12 protein-coding genes are annotated in these 18,390 nt (G+C 45.3%); 3 read left to right on the top strand and 9 right to left on the bottom strand.

What is annotated here, in order from left to right; genetic code table 11:
- Window positions 1-44: 44 nt before the first annotated feature.
- A complete protein-coding gene (gene htpG, locus AB2J24_RS15980) occupies window positions 45-1,910 on the top strand; it encodes a molecular chaperone HtpG (RefSeq protein WP_367386188.1) in 1,866 nt (621 codons plus the stop codon).
- A 157-nt stretch (window positions 1,911-2,067) separates the two neighbouring features.
- Here the strand turns inward: htpG and AB2J24_RS15975 are convergent, their stop codons facing one another.
- The 8 genes from AB2J24_RS15975 to AB2J24_RS15940 form a co-directional block, all read right to left on the bottom strand.
- Window positions 2,068-4,455 carry a transketolase gene (locus tag AB2J24_RS15975; protein ID WP_367386187.1) on the bottom strand — a complete coding sequence of 796 codons (2,388 nt, stop codon included), beginning with the start codon at window positions 4,453-4,455 and terminating at the stop codon, window positions 2,068-2,070.
- Between the two features lies 1 nt (window position 4,456).
- Window positions 4,457-5,539, bottom strand: coding sequence for an ABC transporter ATP-binding protein (locus tag AB2J24_RS15970; protein ID WP_367386186.1), 1,083 nt, complete (start codon window positions 5,537-5,539; stop codon window positions 4,457-4,459).
- Window positions 5,540-5,549: 10 nt separating this feature from the next.
- A complete protein-coding gene (locus AB2J24_RS15965) occupies window positions 5,550-6,383 on the bottom strand; it encodes a carbohydrate ABC transporter permease (RefSeq protein WP_420883667.1) in 834 nt (277 codons plus the stop codon).
- 12 nt (window positions 6,384-6,395) lie between these two features.
- The gene (locus AB2J24_RS15960; protein WP_367386259.1) at window positions 6,396-7,259 is read right to left on the bottom strand and encodes a carbohydrate ABC transporter permease; all 864 of its coding nucleotides are present in this window, start codon (window positions 7,257-7,259) and stop codon (window positions 6,396-6,398) included.
- A gap of 68 nt (window positions 7,260-7,327) precedes the next feature.
- Window positions 7,328-8,587: an ABC transporter substrate-binding protein gene (locus tag AB2J24_RS15955; RefSeq protein ID WP_162653451.1), complete on the bottom strand. Its 1,260-nt coding sequence runs from the start codon at window positions 8,585-8,587 to the stop codon at window positions 7,328-7,330.
- A 36-nt stretch (window positions 8,588-8,623) separates the two neighbouring features.
- Window positions 8,624-9,775 carry a PLP-dependent transferase gene (locus tag AB2J24_RS15950; protein WP_367386185.1) on the bottom strand — a complete coding sequence of 384 codons (1,152 nt, stop codon included), beginning with the start codon at window positions 9,773-9,775 and terminating at the stop codon, window positions 8,624-8,626.
- Entirely contained in the window at window positions 9,768-10,520 is a 753-nt protein-coding gene (locus tag AB2J24_RS15945; RefSeq protein ID WP_367386184.1) for a FadR/GntR family transcriptional regulator, read from the bottom strand. Before AB2J24_RS15945 ends, AB2J24_RS15950 begins: the two co-directional genes overlap by 8 nt.
- A gap of 242 nt (window positions 10,521-10,762) precedes the next feature.
- Complete coding sequence (locus tag AB2J24_RS15940) at window positions 10,763-13,234, bottom strand: calcium-binding protein (protein WP_367386183.1); 2,472 nt, start codon at window positions 13,232-13,234, stop codon at window positions 10,763-10,765.
- Between the two features lie 405 nt (window positions 13,235-13,639).
- Here AB2J24_RS15940 and AB2J24_RS15935 point away from each other — a divergent pair, with 405 nt between their 5' ends.
- Window positions 13,640-15,349 (top strand): type I secretion system permease/ATPase, encoded by a 1,710-nt coding sequence (locus AB2J24_RS15935; RefSeq protein WP_367386182.1) that lies wholly within the window; start codon window positions 13,640-13,642, stop codon window positions 15,347-15,349.
- Between the two features lies 1 nt (window position 15,350).
- Window positions 15,351-16,784, top strand: coding sequence for an HlyD family type I secretion periplasmic adaptor subunit (locus tag AB2J24_RS15930; RefSeq protein ID WP_367386181.1), 1,434 nt, complete (start codon window positions 15,351-15,353; stop codon window positions 16,782-16,784).
- A gap of 78 nt (window positions 16,785-16,862) precedes the next feature.
- On the opposite strand, the gene AB2J24_RS15925 is transcribed toward AB2J24_RS15930, so the two are convergent.
- Window positions 16,863-18,359: a M20/M25/M40 family metallo-hydrolase gene (locus tag AB2J24_RS15925; protein ID WP_367386180.1), complete on the bottom strand. Its 1,497-nt coding sequence runs from the start codon at window positions 18,357-18,359 to the stop codon at window positions 16,863-16,865.
- Window positions 18,360-18,390: the final 31 nt, after the last annotated feature.

The following is an 18,390-nucleotide window of genomic DNA, read 5'->3' as shown; positions in this document are numbered from 1 at the left end:
ACCGCAGTCACATTGATTTTGTAAACTACGGGGACATATGTAAGATGACGGACACTCAAACTAAAGAAACTTTTTCATTTCAAACAGAAGTTGGCCAACTTCTTGATATTGTTGCGGGCTCTCTTTATTCGAACCGAGAAATATTCTTACGTGAGTTGGTTTCCAATGCATCTGACGCATGTGACAAACTTCGCTATGAAGCACTTACAAATTCAGAACTATCTGGTGGCGATCAAGAATTCAAAATTATCATAGCTGCTGATACGAAAGCTAAAACACTCTCTGTTTCTGACAATGGAATTGGTTTAAACCATGATGATCTTTTAGAGACATTGGGAACAATTGCGCGATCAGGGACAAGCAATTTTCTCAATTCGCTTAAAGACGATCAAAAAGCAGACGTCGGTTTGATTGGCCAGTTTGGTGTCGGTTTCTACTCTGCATTTATGGTTGCAGATCGTGTCGATGTCATCACACGCAAAGCAGGTGAAGAGCAAGCTTGGCTTTGGTCATCTGATGGCAAGGGTGAATTTACAATTGAACCCTCCACTCGAGACACAAACGGAACCGACGTTATCTTGCAACTTAAAAAAGATGCAAAAGAGTTTCTCGAAGATGCACGTGTTCGCCACATCATCAAAACCTATTCCGACCATATAAGCTTCCCTGTCCTACTCGGCGATGATGCATTAAATGAAGCCTCAGCTATTTGGACACGCCCCGCCAAGGATATTGCTGAAGAACAACACACCGAATTTTATCGCCATACTGCTCATGCCTTCGACCAGCCATGGATGACTATTCACAATCGCGTTGAAGGTCTTTTGAGCTACACAAACCTTTTATATATCCCATCATCTCCTCCGTTTGATCTTTATGAACCTGAACGCAAGTCTCATGTCAAACTATTCGTAAATCGTGTTTTCATCACCGATGATACCAAGGGTCTGTTGCCAACTTACTTGCGTTTTTTACGTGGCGTTGTCGATTCAGAAGATTTATCGCTCAACGTTTCAAGAGAAATGCTTCAAACCGATCCTAAACTTGCAAAGCTAAAAACTGGCCTTACAAAACGTGTAATTGGTGAGTTGAAAAAGAAAGCTAATAAAGCAGCGAACGAATATGCTGTTTTTTGGAACAATTTCGGAGCTGTCCTCAAGGAGGGGCTGGTTGAAGACCCAAGCCTAAGAGAAAAATTGCTCGAAGTTTGCCGTTTTAAGTCAACAAAAGGCGATGAACTTATTAGCCTCTCTGATTATGTCGAGCGGGTCAAAGTTGGTCAGGATGCGATATTCTATATTGCTGGTGATGACGCAACCAAAATTGCGAACTCACCACATCTTGAGGGTTTTAAAGCCAAAGGAATTGAAGTTTTGCTTCTTTCGGACTCCGTCGATGAGTTCTGGCTGCAGCACGTCACCGAATTTGACGGTAAGGTGTTTAAATCTGTTACCCGCGGTGCGGCTGATTTAGATAAATTCGATGCCGATGATAACAAAAATGACAAGGATGCAGAGGCGCAAACCCCTGGTGTTGAAAAACTAATTGAAACAATTAAATCCGAACTCGGTGAACTCGTCAAAGATGTACGCCCATCCAAACGTTTAACCGATAGTCCTGTTTGTTTGATTGCAGACGAAGGTGACATGGATGTAAACTTGGAACGTTTATTAAAGCAGCATGGGCAGTTACAGCAGGGATCACTTCGTGTGCTTGAACTTAATCCAAACCATGCAATCGTCAAAAAACTATCAGAACGAGCGGGCAAAGATGATGCTTCATCTGATGATTTATTGAAAGACGCGGCTCATCTCCTGCTTGATCAAGCTCGAATTGCAGATGGTGAAGTTCCGGCAGATCCCGTTGAATTTGGACGACGCCTTTCATCAATCATGTCTAACGCGCTTTAAGAATTGGGTGACGGTATTTGCATTGAATTTTCATCCTGTCGGCCTTCTATGCTGGCAGGAAAATTGGTTTATAAACTCCGTAGGCGATAGAAAATACAATCATCTATGCATGCATCAGACAACCATGCGATGAGATTCGAACTCAAATCGATTAAGCCTAACTCGCAAGTGGAGACAGATAGCGAGCGCCACGGCCTGGAAGTAAAGCTCGTGCAGCATGCATAATTGCGTTCGCATCTAACCCATGTAGATGATAGATATCATCGACAGTACCCGCCTGCCCGAAATGTTCCACACCAAGTGATTTAGTGCGATGTCCAGTAACACCACCAAGCCAACTCAAAGCTGCCGGATGTCCATCGGTGATGGTCACTAGACCAGCATCTCTTGACGCCCCCTCAAGAAGTATTTCCACATGTGACCGGGCAGTATCGTCGCCACGTTGCCTTGCCCGTTCGGCGGCCTGCCATCCAGCGTTCAGTCGATCGGCCGACGTGATAGCCAGTACAGCTACATCACGCATATCATCGGCCAAAAGACCAGCAGCTTTGATCGTCTCTGGAGCGACTACACCAGTATATGCCAATATCACGGATGTTGACGCTGTTGGCTCACGTAGCCAATACCCACCAGCTACAATTTCTCTGGTTAGTTGATCAGTCATCTCTCGTTGAAGCTGCTCTTGTGGCAAAGTGGACAAACGTAAATAAATTGATCCACCTTTTTCATCCCGTAGCCAATTCTCTTCATCCTCAGACGCAGCCCCATCACGCTGCATATAGTCAAAACCCCAGCGCATGATAACGCTCAACTCATCGGCATAAGCCGGCTCGAAAGTTGCCAGACCATCCTGCGCCATTCCGATAAGAGGTGTTGAGATAGATTGATGGGCTCCACCTTCATGACTAAGCGTCACCCCCGAAGGTGTAGCCGCAAGCATAAACCGGGCATCTTGATAGCAGGCATAATTGAGCGCATCGAGACCACGGCAAATGAAAGGATCATACACGGTACCCACGGGCAAAAGTCGTTCTCCAAAAAGAGAATGGGAAAGCCCCAAGGCACCGAGAAATGTAAAGAGATTGTTTTCAGCAATACCCAACTCAACATGGCGTCCGTCCATATGGCGCTTCCATTTCTGTGCAGATGGAATTGCATGATCTCGAAATACATCCGCCTGATCAGATTTAGCAAAGAGCCCTGTCTTGTTAATCCACGGCCCCAGGTTGGTCGAGACTGAAACATCTGGTGATGTGGTCACGATCCGTGCAGCCAGTTCCGGCGCGCCAGACGCAATTGAGGAAAGAATTTGCCCAAAGGCTTCCTGTGTCGAAGCTCGTTGTTTGAAGCGAGGCGTGACAGCGACAGTCGTAGATATGTTCGCAGCAGCATAGCGGCGAGAACCTTCAGAACTGAACGACACATCATTCAAAAATGCCTGTATTTCATCACCTTGAATATCAAGTCCAGCAAAAGGTTCCCATTCCTCACCCTCAGCAATTCCCATACCATCGCGCAGACCTTCAATCTGGGTGGTTGTCATGATTCCCGCATGATTGTCCTTGTGGCCAGCTAACGGTAAGCCATGGCCTTTAACAGTATAGCAGATAAAACAAACCGGGCGATCATGATCAATCGCTTTCATTGTCTTGGCGATAAGTTCAGCATCGTGACCTGCAAGGTTGCTCATCAACCGCGCCAACTCATCGTCATTGTGATCAGCAACCAATGCCAGCGCTTCGTTATCACCGGAAAAGTCTGTTTCAAGATGCTCTCGCCAGGCCGCACCGCCCTTAAAGGTAAGTGCCGAGTAAAGACCATTTTCGCAACTGTCGATCCAAGTACGCAGTTTTTTACCACCGGGTCGTTTAAATGCTCCTTGCATCAAAGTGCCATATTTTAGCTCAACAACGTCCCAGCCACATGCGATGAAAATATCACGAAAGCGTGCATTCAAACCTTCGGTTACGACCCCATCTAATGACTGCCGATTATAGTCGATGACCCACCAACAATTGCGCAAATCGTGCTTTGCACCTTCTAGAAGTGCCTCATAAATATTACCCTCGTCAAGTTCAGCATCACCAACCAACGCGATCATCCGTCCCTTTGGCTGATCCAGCCACCCATGCGCGGAAATATAATCCTGTGTCATGCTCGCAAAGGCCGTCATCGCTACGCCCATACCTACAGATCCAGTCGAGAAGTCGACGTCATCCTTATCCTTTGTCCGCGATGGATAGGGTTGCGCGCCCCCCAGTGCACGAAAATCCTGTAGCTGCTGACGCGTCTGATTACCAAGCAAGTACTGAATTGCATGGAAAACAGGACTCGCGTGGGGTTTCACCGCAACGCGATCTTCTGGTCGCAACACATCGAAATATAGTGCATTCAAAATAGCATTCATGGAGGCAGACGATGCCTGATGACCACCAACCTTTATCCGCCCTTTTGTTCGAACATTATTTGCGTTGTGGATCATCCATGACGACAACCAAAGTGTCTTCTTCTCCAGAGCACTACGGATATCAGGCGTAATATTCATCTCATATCGCCAAATCTACTTTTGCATGCTCCAAAGCAGTGCCATCGGATGTAAATAGATGAGCGTTTTCGCGCTGAACACGCAATCCAACCTGTTCACCTGAACGTACCCGAATATTGCCATGCATTCGAACCATCATTGGACCAAGACCGTCAACCTTTAGATAGATATTGGTATCCGAACCTAAATGCTCCACGACATCCACAATGCCAACCAAATCTCCGATATCTACAACATCGACATGCTCTGGACGAATGCCAAGTTCCACAGCACCTTGTGTGTTTGGCAAGTGCGGCAATGTCAGGTCGGTACCGTCTGCAAGTGTTATGCCGGTTCCAGTTGCCGTGCTGCTGACCGGAACGATGTTCATCGTTGGCGAGCCGATAAACTGCGCAACAAACTTGTTCGCCGGTCGTTCATATAGATCAAGCGGACTTCCGATTTGCTGGATGTCACCGCCATTTAAGACAACAATGCGGTCCGCCAAAGTCAGCGCTTCAACTTGGTCATGTGTCACATAGACCATTGTTGATTTCAGTTTTTGATGTAGTCGTGCAATTTCCAGACGCATCTCAACTCTCAACGCGGCATCTAGGTTTGAGAGCGGCTCATCAAACAAAAAGGCTCGCGGGTCACGAATAATGGCGCGGCCCATAGCAACACGCTGGCGTTGTCCGCCAGATAGTGCTTTCGGCAATCGCTTTGTCAACTCCGTCAGGCCCAATGTTGTCGCAGCTTTTTGAATTCGAGAAGCACGTTCCTCTATGGGATCTTTACGAATCTCCATGGAAAAACCCATATTCCGTGCAACATCCATATGCGGATAGAGCGCGTAGGATTGAAACACCATTGCAATATCACGATCACGCGGGCGCACATCGTTCATCCGTTCACCATCAATCAGGAAATCACCGCCTGTAATCGGTTCAAGCCCTGCAATCATGCGCAAAAGCGTAGATTTACCGCAACCTGACGGACCGACGAGGACGATAAATTCGCCATCCTGGATCTCAAGGTTGATGTTGCGCAGAACTTCGACAGAGCCGTAACGTTTCGCAACGTCTTTGAGTTCAATATTTGCCATATCAGGCCTCCTATCCTTTTACTGCACCGGACGTTAAGCCCTGCACGAGGTAGCGTTGAATGAAAATGAAGAATAGACAACTTGGGATTAACGCCAGCACTCCAGCGGCCATCATCTGTCCCCAATCGACTGAGAACTTTGACACAAAAGTCAACAAGCCCACTGGAAAAGTCATCGCATCGTTTTTAGAAATCAGCATGAGAGCGAAAAGAAGCTCTGACCATGCTGCAGTAAAGACGAAACCCAATGTCGCGCCCAGGCCTGGCAATGTCAGCGGAAAAATCACCTTACGTAAAGCTTGAAAACGAGTACAGCCATCCATCATTGCTGCCTCCTCAAGATCCTTTGGAATCCCATCAAAGAAGGATTGCATTAAAAAGGTTGCGAAGGGAACGTTAAATGCTGTGTAGACAATAATTAGCGAGGTAAGTGAATTAAGCAAACCGAGAGATGCTACAATCTTGTAGATCGGCGCTATAATCATCAACAACGGGAACATCTGGGTAATAAGCATGACCGCAATGATGATCCGCTTGCCAGCAAAATCAAATCGGGAGAAAGCATAGCCTGCGCCTGCCGCAACCAAAGTTGTTACTGCCGCTGTGCCAAGTGACACATAGAGTGAGTTTCCAAAATAAGCTAGAAAGTCGGTCTTAAAAAGCACAGACTGAAAATTATCAAACGTCAGTGCAGAAGGCCAAATATGGGTACCTTCCGTGAAGATCATTTGGTCGGGCGTGATCGCTATCTTGAGCAGCCAATAAAGTGGAAATAATGCAAAGGTCAAGTATGCTAAAAGAGCGACGTACTTTCCTGTGGTCACCACGGGATTAGAAGCAGTTATCATAATATCACCTCAGATCTTGACCAGCTTCTTGCGAAGCCAAAGTAGAATGAAAGCATAAATCAGCAAGATACCCAGTAGTGCGACCGCGATCGCAGAGGCATATCCGAAATCAAGTTTACGGAAAGCAGTTGTAAAAATGTAAGAGCTGACAATTTGGGTGGAGTTTGCAGGCCCCCCGCCTGTCATCACGTAAATCAGATCCGCAAAATTTGCGATCCAGATGGTGCGCAACATAACAGTGATGGCAATCATTGGCGCAAGAAATGGCAACGTGATCTTGGTAAATATCTGCCAAACCGACGCGCCGTCGATCTCGGCAGCTTCATAAAGCTCGCTGGGGATCGACTGAAGTGCTGCCAGTAAAGTGATCGCAAAAAACGGGATACCAAACCAGATATTGGCGACAATAGGTCCCCACATTGCTATGTCTGGATCACCCATGATGTTGTACGGCTCAGGCAGGATACCAAGGGCAGTCATCCAATGTGGCAACGGACCAATAACTGGGTTGAATAACCACGCCCAAGTTAATGCAGACAAAAACGTTGGTACAGCCCATGGTAGGAAGACTAGAGCTTGAAATAGCTTTTTACCGTAGAACTTTGTGTTGAGCAGCATCGCTAACCCAAGACCCAACAGAAATTGGAAGGAAATTGACCAGAATGTCCACCAGAAAGTATTTTCCAGAGCAATCCAGAATTTCCGATCAGACCAGAGCGCTTGATAGTTCTCTAACCCCACCCAACCAGTATCAAACGGGTTAAGCAGCTCGATGGCCTGAAAAGAATAGGATATCCCGATAATCAACGGGATCAACATAACAATCCCAATCAGGAGTATAGCTGGCGACAGATAGATAAAGGGTTCTACCATATACTGCCAGTACAGCGAGCGACCTGCCCGGCGTACGCCGGGCGAGGTCTTATTATGTGAACGAGTGATCACTGTTTCGCTTTCCATTTAGCGTATTCATCAGTCAAAAGCTCAGCCCATTCGTCAGCAACGTCTTGCGCTGTGCGCTGACCAAGAAGTGCTTCCTGACTGCTTTCAAGCAAAACGGTACTACCAAAGTAACCCCATTTTTCAAGATATGTAGGCATGACAGTTGGGACATACTGATCCCCATTCAACTCATCAAACCAGCCCTTAAACTGCTCGGTTTTGAAGTGCGGATCTTGATCGGCACCTTCATGAATTGGAATCACACCAACGCGTTTTGACCAAGTGGCATTTGCCTCCGGCTCAGACAGAGCTGCAACAAGATTCCAGGCATCATCTTCATGTTCGGTCGTTTTGAAGATAGACCAACCAGCAAAACCGATCGTCGGGAATGCTTTACCAGACGGACCAACCGGCATCGGAATGACAGCAAAATCTTCTGCAGGCATACGCTCAGAAATAGCAATAAGAGCATCTGGGTCCTGATCTAGGAAAGCACATGTGCCAGAATAAAAACCAGCAACAATTTCATTGAATCCCCAGTTAACACTGTCTTTCGGTGCATTACCACTTTGGTACATATCGATCATGAACTGAATGCCTTCGACTGAACCAGGCTCATTAATCCGGCTTTTACCGTCTTCAGTAAAGAACTCATTAGTACCATTCATGGTAGCGGCAAACATGATCCAGCCATTGGTACCACCAGGACCACCACGAAGGCAGTAACCTGATTTACCATCCAGCTTGGACACCGCGGTAGAAGCAGTCATAAACTCTTCCATTGTTGCTGGAGGGTTTTCAATTCCAGCCTCCGCCAACAATTTCTTATTGTAGAACATTGCACGTAGGTAAAAGCCATAAGGAATCATATAGAGATCCCCAGCTTGAGACCCCATAGCAACGGTTTTATCGGTAAGCGTAGAACCGTGCTTCCATCCAGATACGTGGTCAGCTAGGCTTGCCAATTGACCTGAACCAGCATAAAGCGCTTGCCATGTATCAGGCATTTCAACCACATCAGGCACATCTCCGCCAGCAACCATTGTAGCTAACTTTTCAAATGCCTGTCCCCATGGAAGACTAACGATTTCAACGTTAACTCCAGGATTATCAGTTTCATATTTATCTACGATTCCCTGTAGTACTTTTGTTCGCTCAGGGCTTGTGATGACTTCCACTAACTTCAAGGTCGTGTCGGCATAGGCCGCACTTGCCATCAGCATCGTGGCGGCACAGAGGCCGGTAAGTAGACGTTTCATGTTAATTCCTTCCTATAGTTGATGTTCAGCGTCTTATTATGTGGCGCTTTGGCTTAGGGCGTTTACAAAATCTGCCCAAAGATCTTCTGGGTCTTCCAAACCAAGGCTCAGTCGAACCAAGTTTGGTGAGACACCAAATTTCTGCATTGAATTCTGCTCCCCAGCTTGCGCCAAGCCAACACGAGCCGGCAGCATAAGGCTCTCAAAGCCTCCCCAGCTAACCCCCAGCCGAAAGTGGTTTAAGGCATCAGAAAACTTCGGAATATTAACGCTATCGTCAAACTCGACCGACATTAACCCTGAACGCCCGGTCAGGCCTGGAACAGCATTCGCCCCTGGACTATTTATTTTTCGGACTTGCGGGATTGCTGACAAGCGATCAACAAAAAGATTGGCCGTTGCCTGATGCTGCATCATGCGTATATTGAGCGTACGAAGGCCACGGGTTAACAAAAAGGCTTCGAATGGTGCAAGCTTTGCACCCAAAAGCGATAAAGTCAGGTCACGGATGCGTGCGATGTGGCTAAAGGAGGATACCACAACACCCGCAACCGTGTCCGAATGGCCTGAAATATACTTCGAGGCCGAGTGAATAACGATATCAATGCCCAGTGTTAACGGACGTTGAAACACAGGACTTGCCCAGGAATTATCGACCATAGTTACGGTGCCATGCCGTTTGGCATATTCAGACACCTTTTGCAGATTGATCGGCTGGAAAATAACTGAATTTGGGCTTTCCAGATAGGCCAGATCAACACCGCTCAACAAGTCAGCATCATTCTCAAATGCTTCTGCGGAGTGATAGCTAATCTCTACACCGAATGGACGCAATATTCGTTCCATAAACCGAAACGTGTCTGGATAAACATGCTCAATGCAAGCTATCTTACAACCCGGCTTAACATAGGCCATCAATGTTGACGTAATCGCAGCAATGCCGGAGGCAAAACCAACAGCCGCCTCTCCACTTTCAGCCTTAGTCATGAGGTCTTCAAAAGCCGTTACTGTCGGATTTTGTACCCGCGTGTAAAGAGGTTTATCTGAGATACCAGCCATACGGTCTTCAAAAGCCTGATAACTATCAAAAGAAAAGAGCGAGCTTTGGACAATTGGCGGTGTCATAGCACCATCTTCATCATCAAATACGGTCGCCATTAGCGTCGCGAAATTCTGCTGGTCAGACATTTTGCCCCTCCATAATTTCGCGAACATCATCTTCTACCATATCCATGATCTTCGTCATGATTTCAGCTGCAGACTCTCCATCTCTCTCGGTGATGGCGCGCGCGAGGTCAGGGTGAAGTGGAATAGTTTCCAGACCAAGATGTGGCTGACCAAAAGGTGTTTCATAAATGGCGTTAAACCCCTCTTGAATTTGCCTGATCAATTGTTCAAATAATGGATTCCCAGAAGCTTCATGGATTGCCCTATGAAAACGATGATCGGCAGCTCGCCAATCTTCGCCAGCCTCATAAGCAGCCATTAATTCTGCAACTCTTGCAAGGATAACGCGCGATTGTTGCGTCGTAACGTTGCGAGCAGCAACCCGCACAGCCTCGATCTCAAGGGGGCGTCGAACAGCATGTGTTCTAAGAAGGCTCTCAGCTTCCAGTTTCAACGTAACAGGCAAATGAATATCTTTAGAAGACACCTCAGCAGCAAGCCGTGTTCCTGCCTTCTTGTTGCGTGTAACGATGCCCATATTTTGCCAAGCAATCAACGCTTCGCGAACCTTCGAGCGCCCGACATTGAGCTTCTTGGCAATATCAACTTCTGGAGGCAACCGATCGCCGATCCCAAGCTCCGCACGCTCGATCATGAGTGAAAGTGCCTCAAGCACATCCCGATTTTTATCTGAGCTTTCAAGATGCACAAGGGCATTTGTGGCAGCAGAATCTAGAGTTGTTTTTTTGCGGGTTAGTTCAGACACTCTCAATCCTCAAAATCTGTAGTACTGAAACCTTACACATAATGTCACACAAAATCAACATAATGTATGACATTAAATTTACGCAATAATTTCATATAATTAAGAGAATTAGTGGTAAAATTCGAAATGAATTGAGAATCCACATAAAGGCAAAACTCCCCAAGGTGACATACGACACCATGGGGAGTTTGTGACTTAAACTAAATGAATGTTACAGAAGCGACTGCAAACTAGAAGTTGGACTATCCAACAAAGCAATCTTCGAGAATAACTTCCTTGTTCATTTCTTCATTAAGATTTACCAATTCATCTTGATTTTGAGTAGATTCAGCAAACCAAACATCTTCACTAAGGATAGTCTCACCATTAACTTCAGCAGTAGACTGCATCAATTCACGGCCTTCATCATCAAGAACGATTTTCATATCAGTTGAGATTGAAGATACACCAGCTTCTTTTGCTGTCTGCATTTCACCATCTTCAAGAATCGCATCACCATCATCTATCCAGAGGCCAAGGCCTTCAAGCTCAACGCCGGAAACCATACCGTCACCGTCTTTATCGAAAACTTTCAGCTTTTCATAACCGTTGGCATATTTACCACCTTCGTCTCCAAAAAGAGCAGAACCATCGATTGAACCATTTTCGCCAACCTTCGAAAGGTCGACCAAAACGCCGTCGCCTGAACCATCAACCCATTCAATTGTATCAAGTTCACCATCAGCATCTATATCGAACTGAACTGTGTTAACAACTTCATCATCAACATCTTTTTGATGAGAAGACGTTTCACCCGTTACTCCAATTTCACCGTCGCCGTTAAGATCAAGGACAATTGGCGAGACGCTTGCTTTATGATCTTTAATTGTGACTTCCAGGCAATTGTCTTTAACAAGACAATCTCCGACACTTTCAACTGATAATGTGAAAGTTTCGTTTCCTTCCACATCGCCGTTCGAGCCTTTATTTGTCTTAGCACCAACTTCAACTTCTTTGTTGGCTTGTATAGAGAAGGCTTCAGATGTCTTCTCACCAGCTTTAACAAGAACTTTTACCGTGTCACCACTGACAATCTCACCGTCAGAATCATAGACCAGAAAGTCATGAACAAGATTATCTACACCAACAATATTGTCGCGAGCGTTGCCATCACCGTCAGTATTTCCAGTTCTATAAATTTTGTCGTTGAGCCATACCTTTTCAACATTTTTCTGTTGAGTTTGGTTGGTCGTGTAATAAATTACATCTTCACCTTTAATGGTTCCAGGATTGAAAGGCTGACCATTTTTTACGTTTGGACCATAATAGACATTAAAATCTTTGTAACCTGTGCCGTCAGTTTGCTGTGCCGTATCGGAACCAATTTTCACTGTCACCCATGTATCTTCAGTAACAACTTCATCCAGTTTAACGGTGTATTCTTTAGGTGCATTGGTAAGACCTTCCCAGATCATGCTGCTACCTTCAATCTCAGCGCAAACCTCCTCTGGTTCTGGTTCTGGTTCTGGCGAACAAACGTCTTCTATGGAATACCATTTACATTCACCTTTAAACCAAAAACCGCCAATATCGGATATAGTATCCATGCCGCCATCTGGCTTGGTTACAGAAAAAGTTCCATCACCGTTATCAGTAAATATGTACTCGGAACGTGCACCATCATAATCGATCTGATTATAACCGGCATCACCACCATTGATCACATCATTGTCTTCAGACCCGTTGATGACATCAACACCTTCGCCCGCATTAATTGTATCATCACCATCCGTACCAGATAGATAATCGTCTCCATCAGTTCCCTCAATCGGGCCGCCAGTGTTTCCACCGTCAGTGTCAGATAGGACTTCTGAAAGTGGTTTCCACTCTTGAGAACCTTTAAACCAAAAACCATCAATGTTTTTCAGTGTATCTATGCCACCATCGGGCTTAACCACTGTGACCGAACCATCGTCATTTTTTGTAAATGTATAGTCAGAGGCTGCACCATCATAATCAACCTGATCATATTCAGCTCCGCCACCATCGATGTTATCGTTGCCTTTAGAGCCATTGATGACATCTACACCGCCGCCTGATGAGATATCATCATTAGCATCTGTTCCATCGATATAATCATCTTCTGGGCCGCCGATAATAATATTATTTCCAACTGCAACAACTGGAATGTCATCCGCAAATACAAGTTCAATCGCATCAAGATCACGAAACTCAACAGTTTCCACATCACGCAGTGTGTCAGATGTACCGTCCGGCTTAACAACAGTAATGTCGCCTTCTACATTTCGTGTAAGCGTATAATCACTCGGTCGGCCTAAATATTGTACACTATCGTCGCCAGCCCCAGCTTCATATATGTCATTGCCCGTGTCTGCAATGAACCTATCATCTCCGTCAGTTCCGGTAAATGTTTCATCATCATTGTTTGTGGCCAGAACATCGCTTAAAGGCATCCAAACACCTGCGTCTACAAACCAAAAACCACCAATATTCGAGATGATATCAGTTCCGCCATTTGGCTTCTTTACTGTGACAGTACCATCATTATTTTGGGTGAATGTATAATCGCTTGGGGAACCTGCATAATCTATTTGATTATAACCGGCATCACCGCCATCAATGCGGTCATTACCCGCTGAGCCAATGAACACATCTTGAGCAGAAGTTCCATCCAGTGTGTCGTCAGAAGATGTACCGTTTATTAAGTTTGTCATAGGAGCCTCAAATTGAATTTTGAATTTAAGGGTTTATTTCACAAAAAAACGGGCTTGTGTGTTTAAGCTGTTGTTAACTTTAACACATAAAAGTTGAATTAAATCCGAACAATAGCTCAAACATCACAAGCACAACTAACTTTAGAAACAATCCACTTTACCAAAAACATTACACACATCGTTTGAATGACTAACCTTTGAATTATCACCTGGATCAGTAACCCACTCATAACTTTAATCTATTTTCAGATAATCGCAGCTCACAGAGCTTCCGCGCGGGAACATTTGAAGTGACCGAAGAGCAGTAATCAACATTGTTTGCAATATTTAGCTCATGATATCTCGGTTACTCTTTTTTATACCTTTTGCGCTATAAACACCTGCATATGTTGTAGGAGTAGTGTTGTGGCGTTGTCTCAGGTCTGTCGACCACTGTTAGTTTTTTCAATATTTTCGAATCTTTTGATGTTGGCAGCCCCCCTACATATGTTGCAGATATACGATCGGGTTCTATCTTCAGGCAGTGCTGAGACACTCATCTATATCAGCCTCATTGCCGCAGTAGCGCTTACATTATTCGGTATATGCGAAATGATCCGTGCGCGCATAGCACAGCGCCTGTCAACCCAATTCACAGTGAAGCATGCGGATGCACTATTTGCCGGAATGACGGGTGGTGCGGTGCCGGTTGAAAAATCAAACGAGATCATGAGAAGCTTCAACACAGTGCGAACTTTTCTTGCAAGTCGCTCCCTAATCAGCCTTTATGACGTCCCCTTTTCGCCCTTCTTTTTGCTGCTCCTGTATCTTTTGAACTTTCAGGTCGGCCTATTAACAACCATCGGCGCAGGTATATTGATAGCAGTCGCTTGGCTAAACAAGAAACTGACCAAAGACAGTCAAAAAAAGGCATCACAAACTGGCACCGAGGCAATAGCGTTTGCCAGTGCAATTGCCAGTCGCTCTGAAGATATCCGCGCAATGGGGCTTCTGCCAGCACTTGTCGACCGTTGGGGTAATATGATGGGCGCCGCCATAAACGCTGAAGATGCATCAGTGAAACAAAGCTCTTTCTTTATGGCTTTGAGTAAATCGACACGCCAGATCCTACAAATCACGATAATGGCTTGGGGCGCATGGCTTGTTCTAAATGGCGACATGTCTGGCGGAATGATTTTCGCGGCATCAATGATTTCAGGCAAAGTGCTTCAACCCATTGAACAAATGATCGGCAGCTGGGATGGTATTAATCGTGCACAAAGTGCGTATACTGACCTTGAAAAAGTTCTGTACGGTCAAGAAAACAAAATCGAGAAAATTACTCAACCTGATCCTTCCGGTCACTTAACTATCAGTAATGTCTCTCTTACATTAGACGGTCAAGATAAAAGCCTTGATATTCTTAAAGACATAAATTTCAAAGTATCTCCAGGAGAATTACTGGCCATTATTGGTCCGTCTGGATCAGGGAAATCAACTCTGGCCCGCATTATTGCAGGTGCTGCATCACCATCAACAGGCGAGGTCATGTTAGATGGATGCGTTCAAAAGAACTGGCCAACGGAACAATGGGGGCGTTGGGTCGGTTATGTTGGACAGGAAATTTTGCTGTTTCCAGGAACTGTCGCTGAAAACATTTCTCGCATGTCGAGCGATGAAAATGAAGCACAAATCATAAAAGCTGCACAGCTCGCCGGCGCGCACAATCTCATCAACTCATTCCCCGACGGATACATGACCAAAATCGGCGGTGACGGAGTTCGATTATCAGGTGGACAAAAGCAACGGATTGCGCTCGCGCGAGCTCTTTACAGTTCCCCCAAGCTTCTGATTTTGGATGAGCCAAATGCTCACCTGGATCAAGAAGGCGAAAATATATTAATGAAATCATTAAATCGGCTTAAAAAGTCAGGTGTAGCGATCATCATCGTTACGCAACGCAGAAGCATTCTTAAAACTGCAAACAGAATAATGATGATCAAAGAGGGTCGACAAGTTCCACTTAATGCCAATTCTGAACGGACAAAACCAAAAACTACCGCAAATGCCGGCGAACCTGCTCCATATTCAAGTATCGCAAGACCTTACCCCTATAGAAGTCCGAAGAGTGCCTGATATGAAATTCGTAAAGCAGCTCAGAGATCGGTTCACGGACTATCGAAGGAATGATAAATCATCATCCGAAAAGGCATTACTTCAACCTCATGTAGGACATGAGTCCAAGAAACTAAACTGGAAAGATAATGTTTCAGCGGAAACAGCATCAATTTCCAGAAGAGGCTACATCGCTGTTGGAGTTACACTTTTTATATTTGTTTTGTGGGGAAGCTTCTCATCGATATCCGGTGCAGTGATCGCAAATGGTAAAATCATAATTGCCGGACAAAATAAATTGCTCCAACATCCAACCGGTGGTGTTGTAAGGCAAATCAGTGCCAAGGATGGCGCCTTTTTAAACAAAGGCGATCTAGTCGCCATAATCGATCCATCCGAAGCCATCTCCCAGCTTGCTCAGCTCCGAGCACGTAAAGACCTGTTAATTGCAACACAGAACAGAATTCGTTCTTCCCAAGTGGGCAGAATAGAAACGGCTAACCTTCGAGGTGAAACTTTCTATGGAAATCTGCGAGGCGGCATTTATACAGAAGATAAAACCTACAACGAAGGGATATATCTCGCACAAATTGCAGAACTTAATGCAAGTTCTAACCTGCTCAGCCGGGAATTGTCAGCCCTCAAAAATCAACTATCTGCCCTGGAAAGCGAATATGTAAGTGTTGGAAATCAAGCGGAACGAAATGAGCAACAGCTCGCACTTTTAAGTAAACAACTCAAAAACCTCAATACATTGAGAAACAGCGGATCCATCGCAGAAAACCAGGTTTGGCAGATTGAATCGCAGCGATTGACGACATTAGCACGTCTTGATGAGCTAAAAGGCAGCTCCATTTCGCTTGTTAGTAGAATGGATGAAGTTGAGGATAGGATTGCTGTTCTAAAAGCAACCCGCAAACAAGACAACTCTAGAGAACTCACAGATGTGTTATCAGAACTTGGCAGTATTAAAGAGCGGATCGAAGCGGCAGAGCGGGCGGTCGAATACTCTGAAATAAGAGCACCAGTTTCCGGTACGCTAACGAACCTAACAGCCAATACAGTCGGCGGCGTCATAAATTCATCTGATGTAATTGCAGAGATTGTGCCTTCTGGATCACCAGTACAAGTCGAGGCAAGAATAATGCCCACCGACGTTGCATCAGTCTATATTGATCAAAATGCACGCGTGGTAATAACAGCATTTAATGCACGTCTTGTAGATCCTATCGATGGTAGGGTTAACTACATCTCAGCTGACTCTCAAATTGATCCCAGTACTGGTGAAACATATTTTACCGCACGCATTTCATTGCAACCTGATCAAGAGACTATCAGCCGTGTTCAAGCAGGTATGTACTCGCAAGTTTTCATAGAAACTGAAGCACGCAGCTTCTTCTCTTATGCACTACAGCCTATCACAGACAGTTTTAGAAAAGCATTCCGAGAGAAGTAACCTGTTACGCGAACCAATGGTTACCCCGACATATTGAACGAATTCAAGTGCCTAAACTTCATCTCATAAATTCGGTCTCTAATGCAGTGTAGATATTTTTCCACACTCAAAGTAGCATTGAAATTTAGAGCCTGATTTCCAACAACCAGCCCAACCACGCCAAGCAGATGCATCTCGCATATCCGCTTTACATAATCGCGTCATGCAAGCCCACTCACCAGATTTACATCCGCGAGGCGCTCCATTGGTTATGACTTTCAAACTAGTTTGTAGATAACGATTACTTGTTGGAGTTGGGCGGTTTCCATCAGAAGATTTAGCAAGCTCTATCACAAATTCCAAACCAAGTTTTGCAAACCTGGTTTGGTGTGCACCAGTACTATCCATTACCGAAACCCTATCACGGGGAGAGTGTATCGCTCTATTATATTCTGAAAAAGCGCTTTCAAAAGGAAAGGCTGCGGGGAATTGATGCCTATTCCAAGATGCATGATCAGAACACGCATACCCACATTGGGTATCTGCATATGTAATCCTATGTGCTCCATTCGCATTATACGTACGGATCAGGCGACGTAGAAAATTGGTCGCATTGGGGTTAACATTATCCGTCACAAAATACATATCTCGATTTGAACCTCGAAATCCCGTCATATCAAACTGCAACACACCAACGACATTGCGGTTTTCTCGACGATAACGCGCCGCAATATCACCTGAACCACGAAGGCCAACTTCTTCAGCGGCATAAGCCATGAATTGGATTGTCCGTTTAGGTCGAAAATTCATTTGTGTTAAAACTCTCAAAACTTCACTGACAACCGCAATACCGGAACCATTATCGTCGGCCCCGGGTGCATCATTGTGGTCATTTGCATTCATCGAATCCAGGTGACCACCAATCACGACAATTTCGTCTGGTTTTTCACTCCCGCGTATTGTTGCAACAACACTGTCCTGTAACCAGGAGTGACCAATTCGCTCTACGCTGAAATCACCCCGCCCTGCACCATATCCATTCCACAATGCTTGCACACGTATTGCAGCCTCCTGCCCACCAGAGGTTTGGTAATGACGTGTTCCTAGGTTCTCCATTTGTCGGATTATTGATATAATCGTTGAAGGTTGCACCAAGCCAAGCGCACGATTAACTGGGATTGCCTGATCCAGAGGCTCATTGAATATGCCAACAGCATGGGTGAAATCGGACTGATAAACTGGATTATTTAGCTCAGAAAGCGCAGCTTCACGGCTTTCATGAACAGTATAGCCACCGCAACGGTTGAACTTTTCATGCATTGTCTCGTGCAAGAATGGCGTTAGGTTTGGCTCTATGCGCGCTATGGTACGACCATTTTCCTCAGTATTAATAGCAAAAAGAGGCGCGTCATTTACATCTATAAATTTGCTCGCTAAATCGTTAGTCAACGCCTGTGCCGCATCCGTACCCATAACGATCCATTCTTCGGCATTCGAATTTATACCCTGATCCTCACCACTTTGCGCTATGGCCTGCCCCATGCCATTCAAAACAATTCCACAAAAAACTGCGGCTATATATAATCTACTTCGCATAACAACCACCTTTGATCTTAGAAACTAAAAT

The sequence above is a fragment of the Lentilitoribacter sp. EG35 genome (assembly GCF_040784015.1).
In the GTDB taxonomy this organism is placed as follows: Bacteria; Pseudomonadota; Alphaproteobacteria; order Rhizobiales; family Rhizobiaceae; genus Lentilitoribacter.
The sequence above is the reverse complement of the archived record's forward strand: the minus strand, read 5'-3'. Positions and strand labels throughout refer to the sequence as shown.

Bases quoted from the DNA above. Each gene is read 5' to 3' on its own strand.
- htpG (WP_367386188.1), top strand. From the start codon at position 45: ATGACGGACACTCAAACTAAAGAAACTTTTTCATTTCAAACAGAAGTT.
- AB2J24_RS15960 (WP_367386259.1), bottom strand. From the start codon at position 7,259: ATGGTAGAACCCTTTATCTATCTGTCGCCAGCTATACTCCTGATTGGG.
- AB2J24_RS15950 (WP_367386185.1), bottom strand. From the start codon at position 9,775: ATGTCTGACCAGCAGAATTTCGCGACGCTAATGGCGACCGTATTTGAT.
- AB2J24_RS15970 (WP_367386186.1), bottom strand. From the start codon at position 5,539: ATGGCAAATATTGAACTCAAAGACGTTGCGAAACGTTACGGCTCTGTC.
- AB2J24_RS15930 (WP_367386181.1), top strand. From the start codon at position 15,351: ATGAAATTCGTAAAGCAGCTCAGAGATCGGTTCACGGACTATCGAAGG.
- AB2J24_RS15925 (WP_367386180.1), bottom strand. From the start codon at position 18,359: ATGCGAAGTAGATTATATATAGCCGCAGTTTTTTGTGGAATTGTTTTG.
- AB2J24_RS15940 (WP_367386183.1), bottom strand. From the start codon at position 13,234: ATGACAAACTTAATAAACGGTACATCTTCTGACGACACACTGGATGGA.
- AB2J24_RS15975 (WP_367386187.1), bottom strand. From the start codon at position 4,455: ATGAATATTACGCCTGATATCCGTAGTGCTCTGGAGAAGAAGACACTT.
- AB2J24_RS15955 (WP_162653451.1), bottom strand. From the start codon at position 8,587: ATGAAACGTCTACTTACCGGCCTCTGTGCCGCCACGATGCTGATGGCA.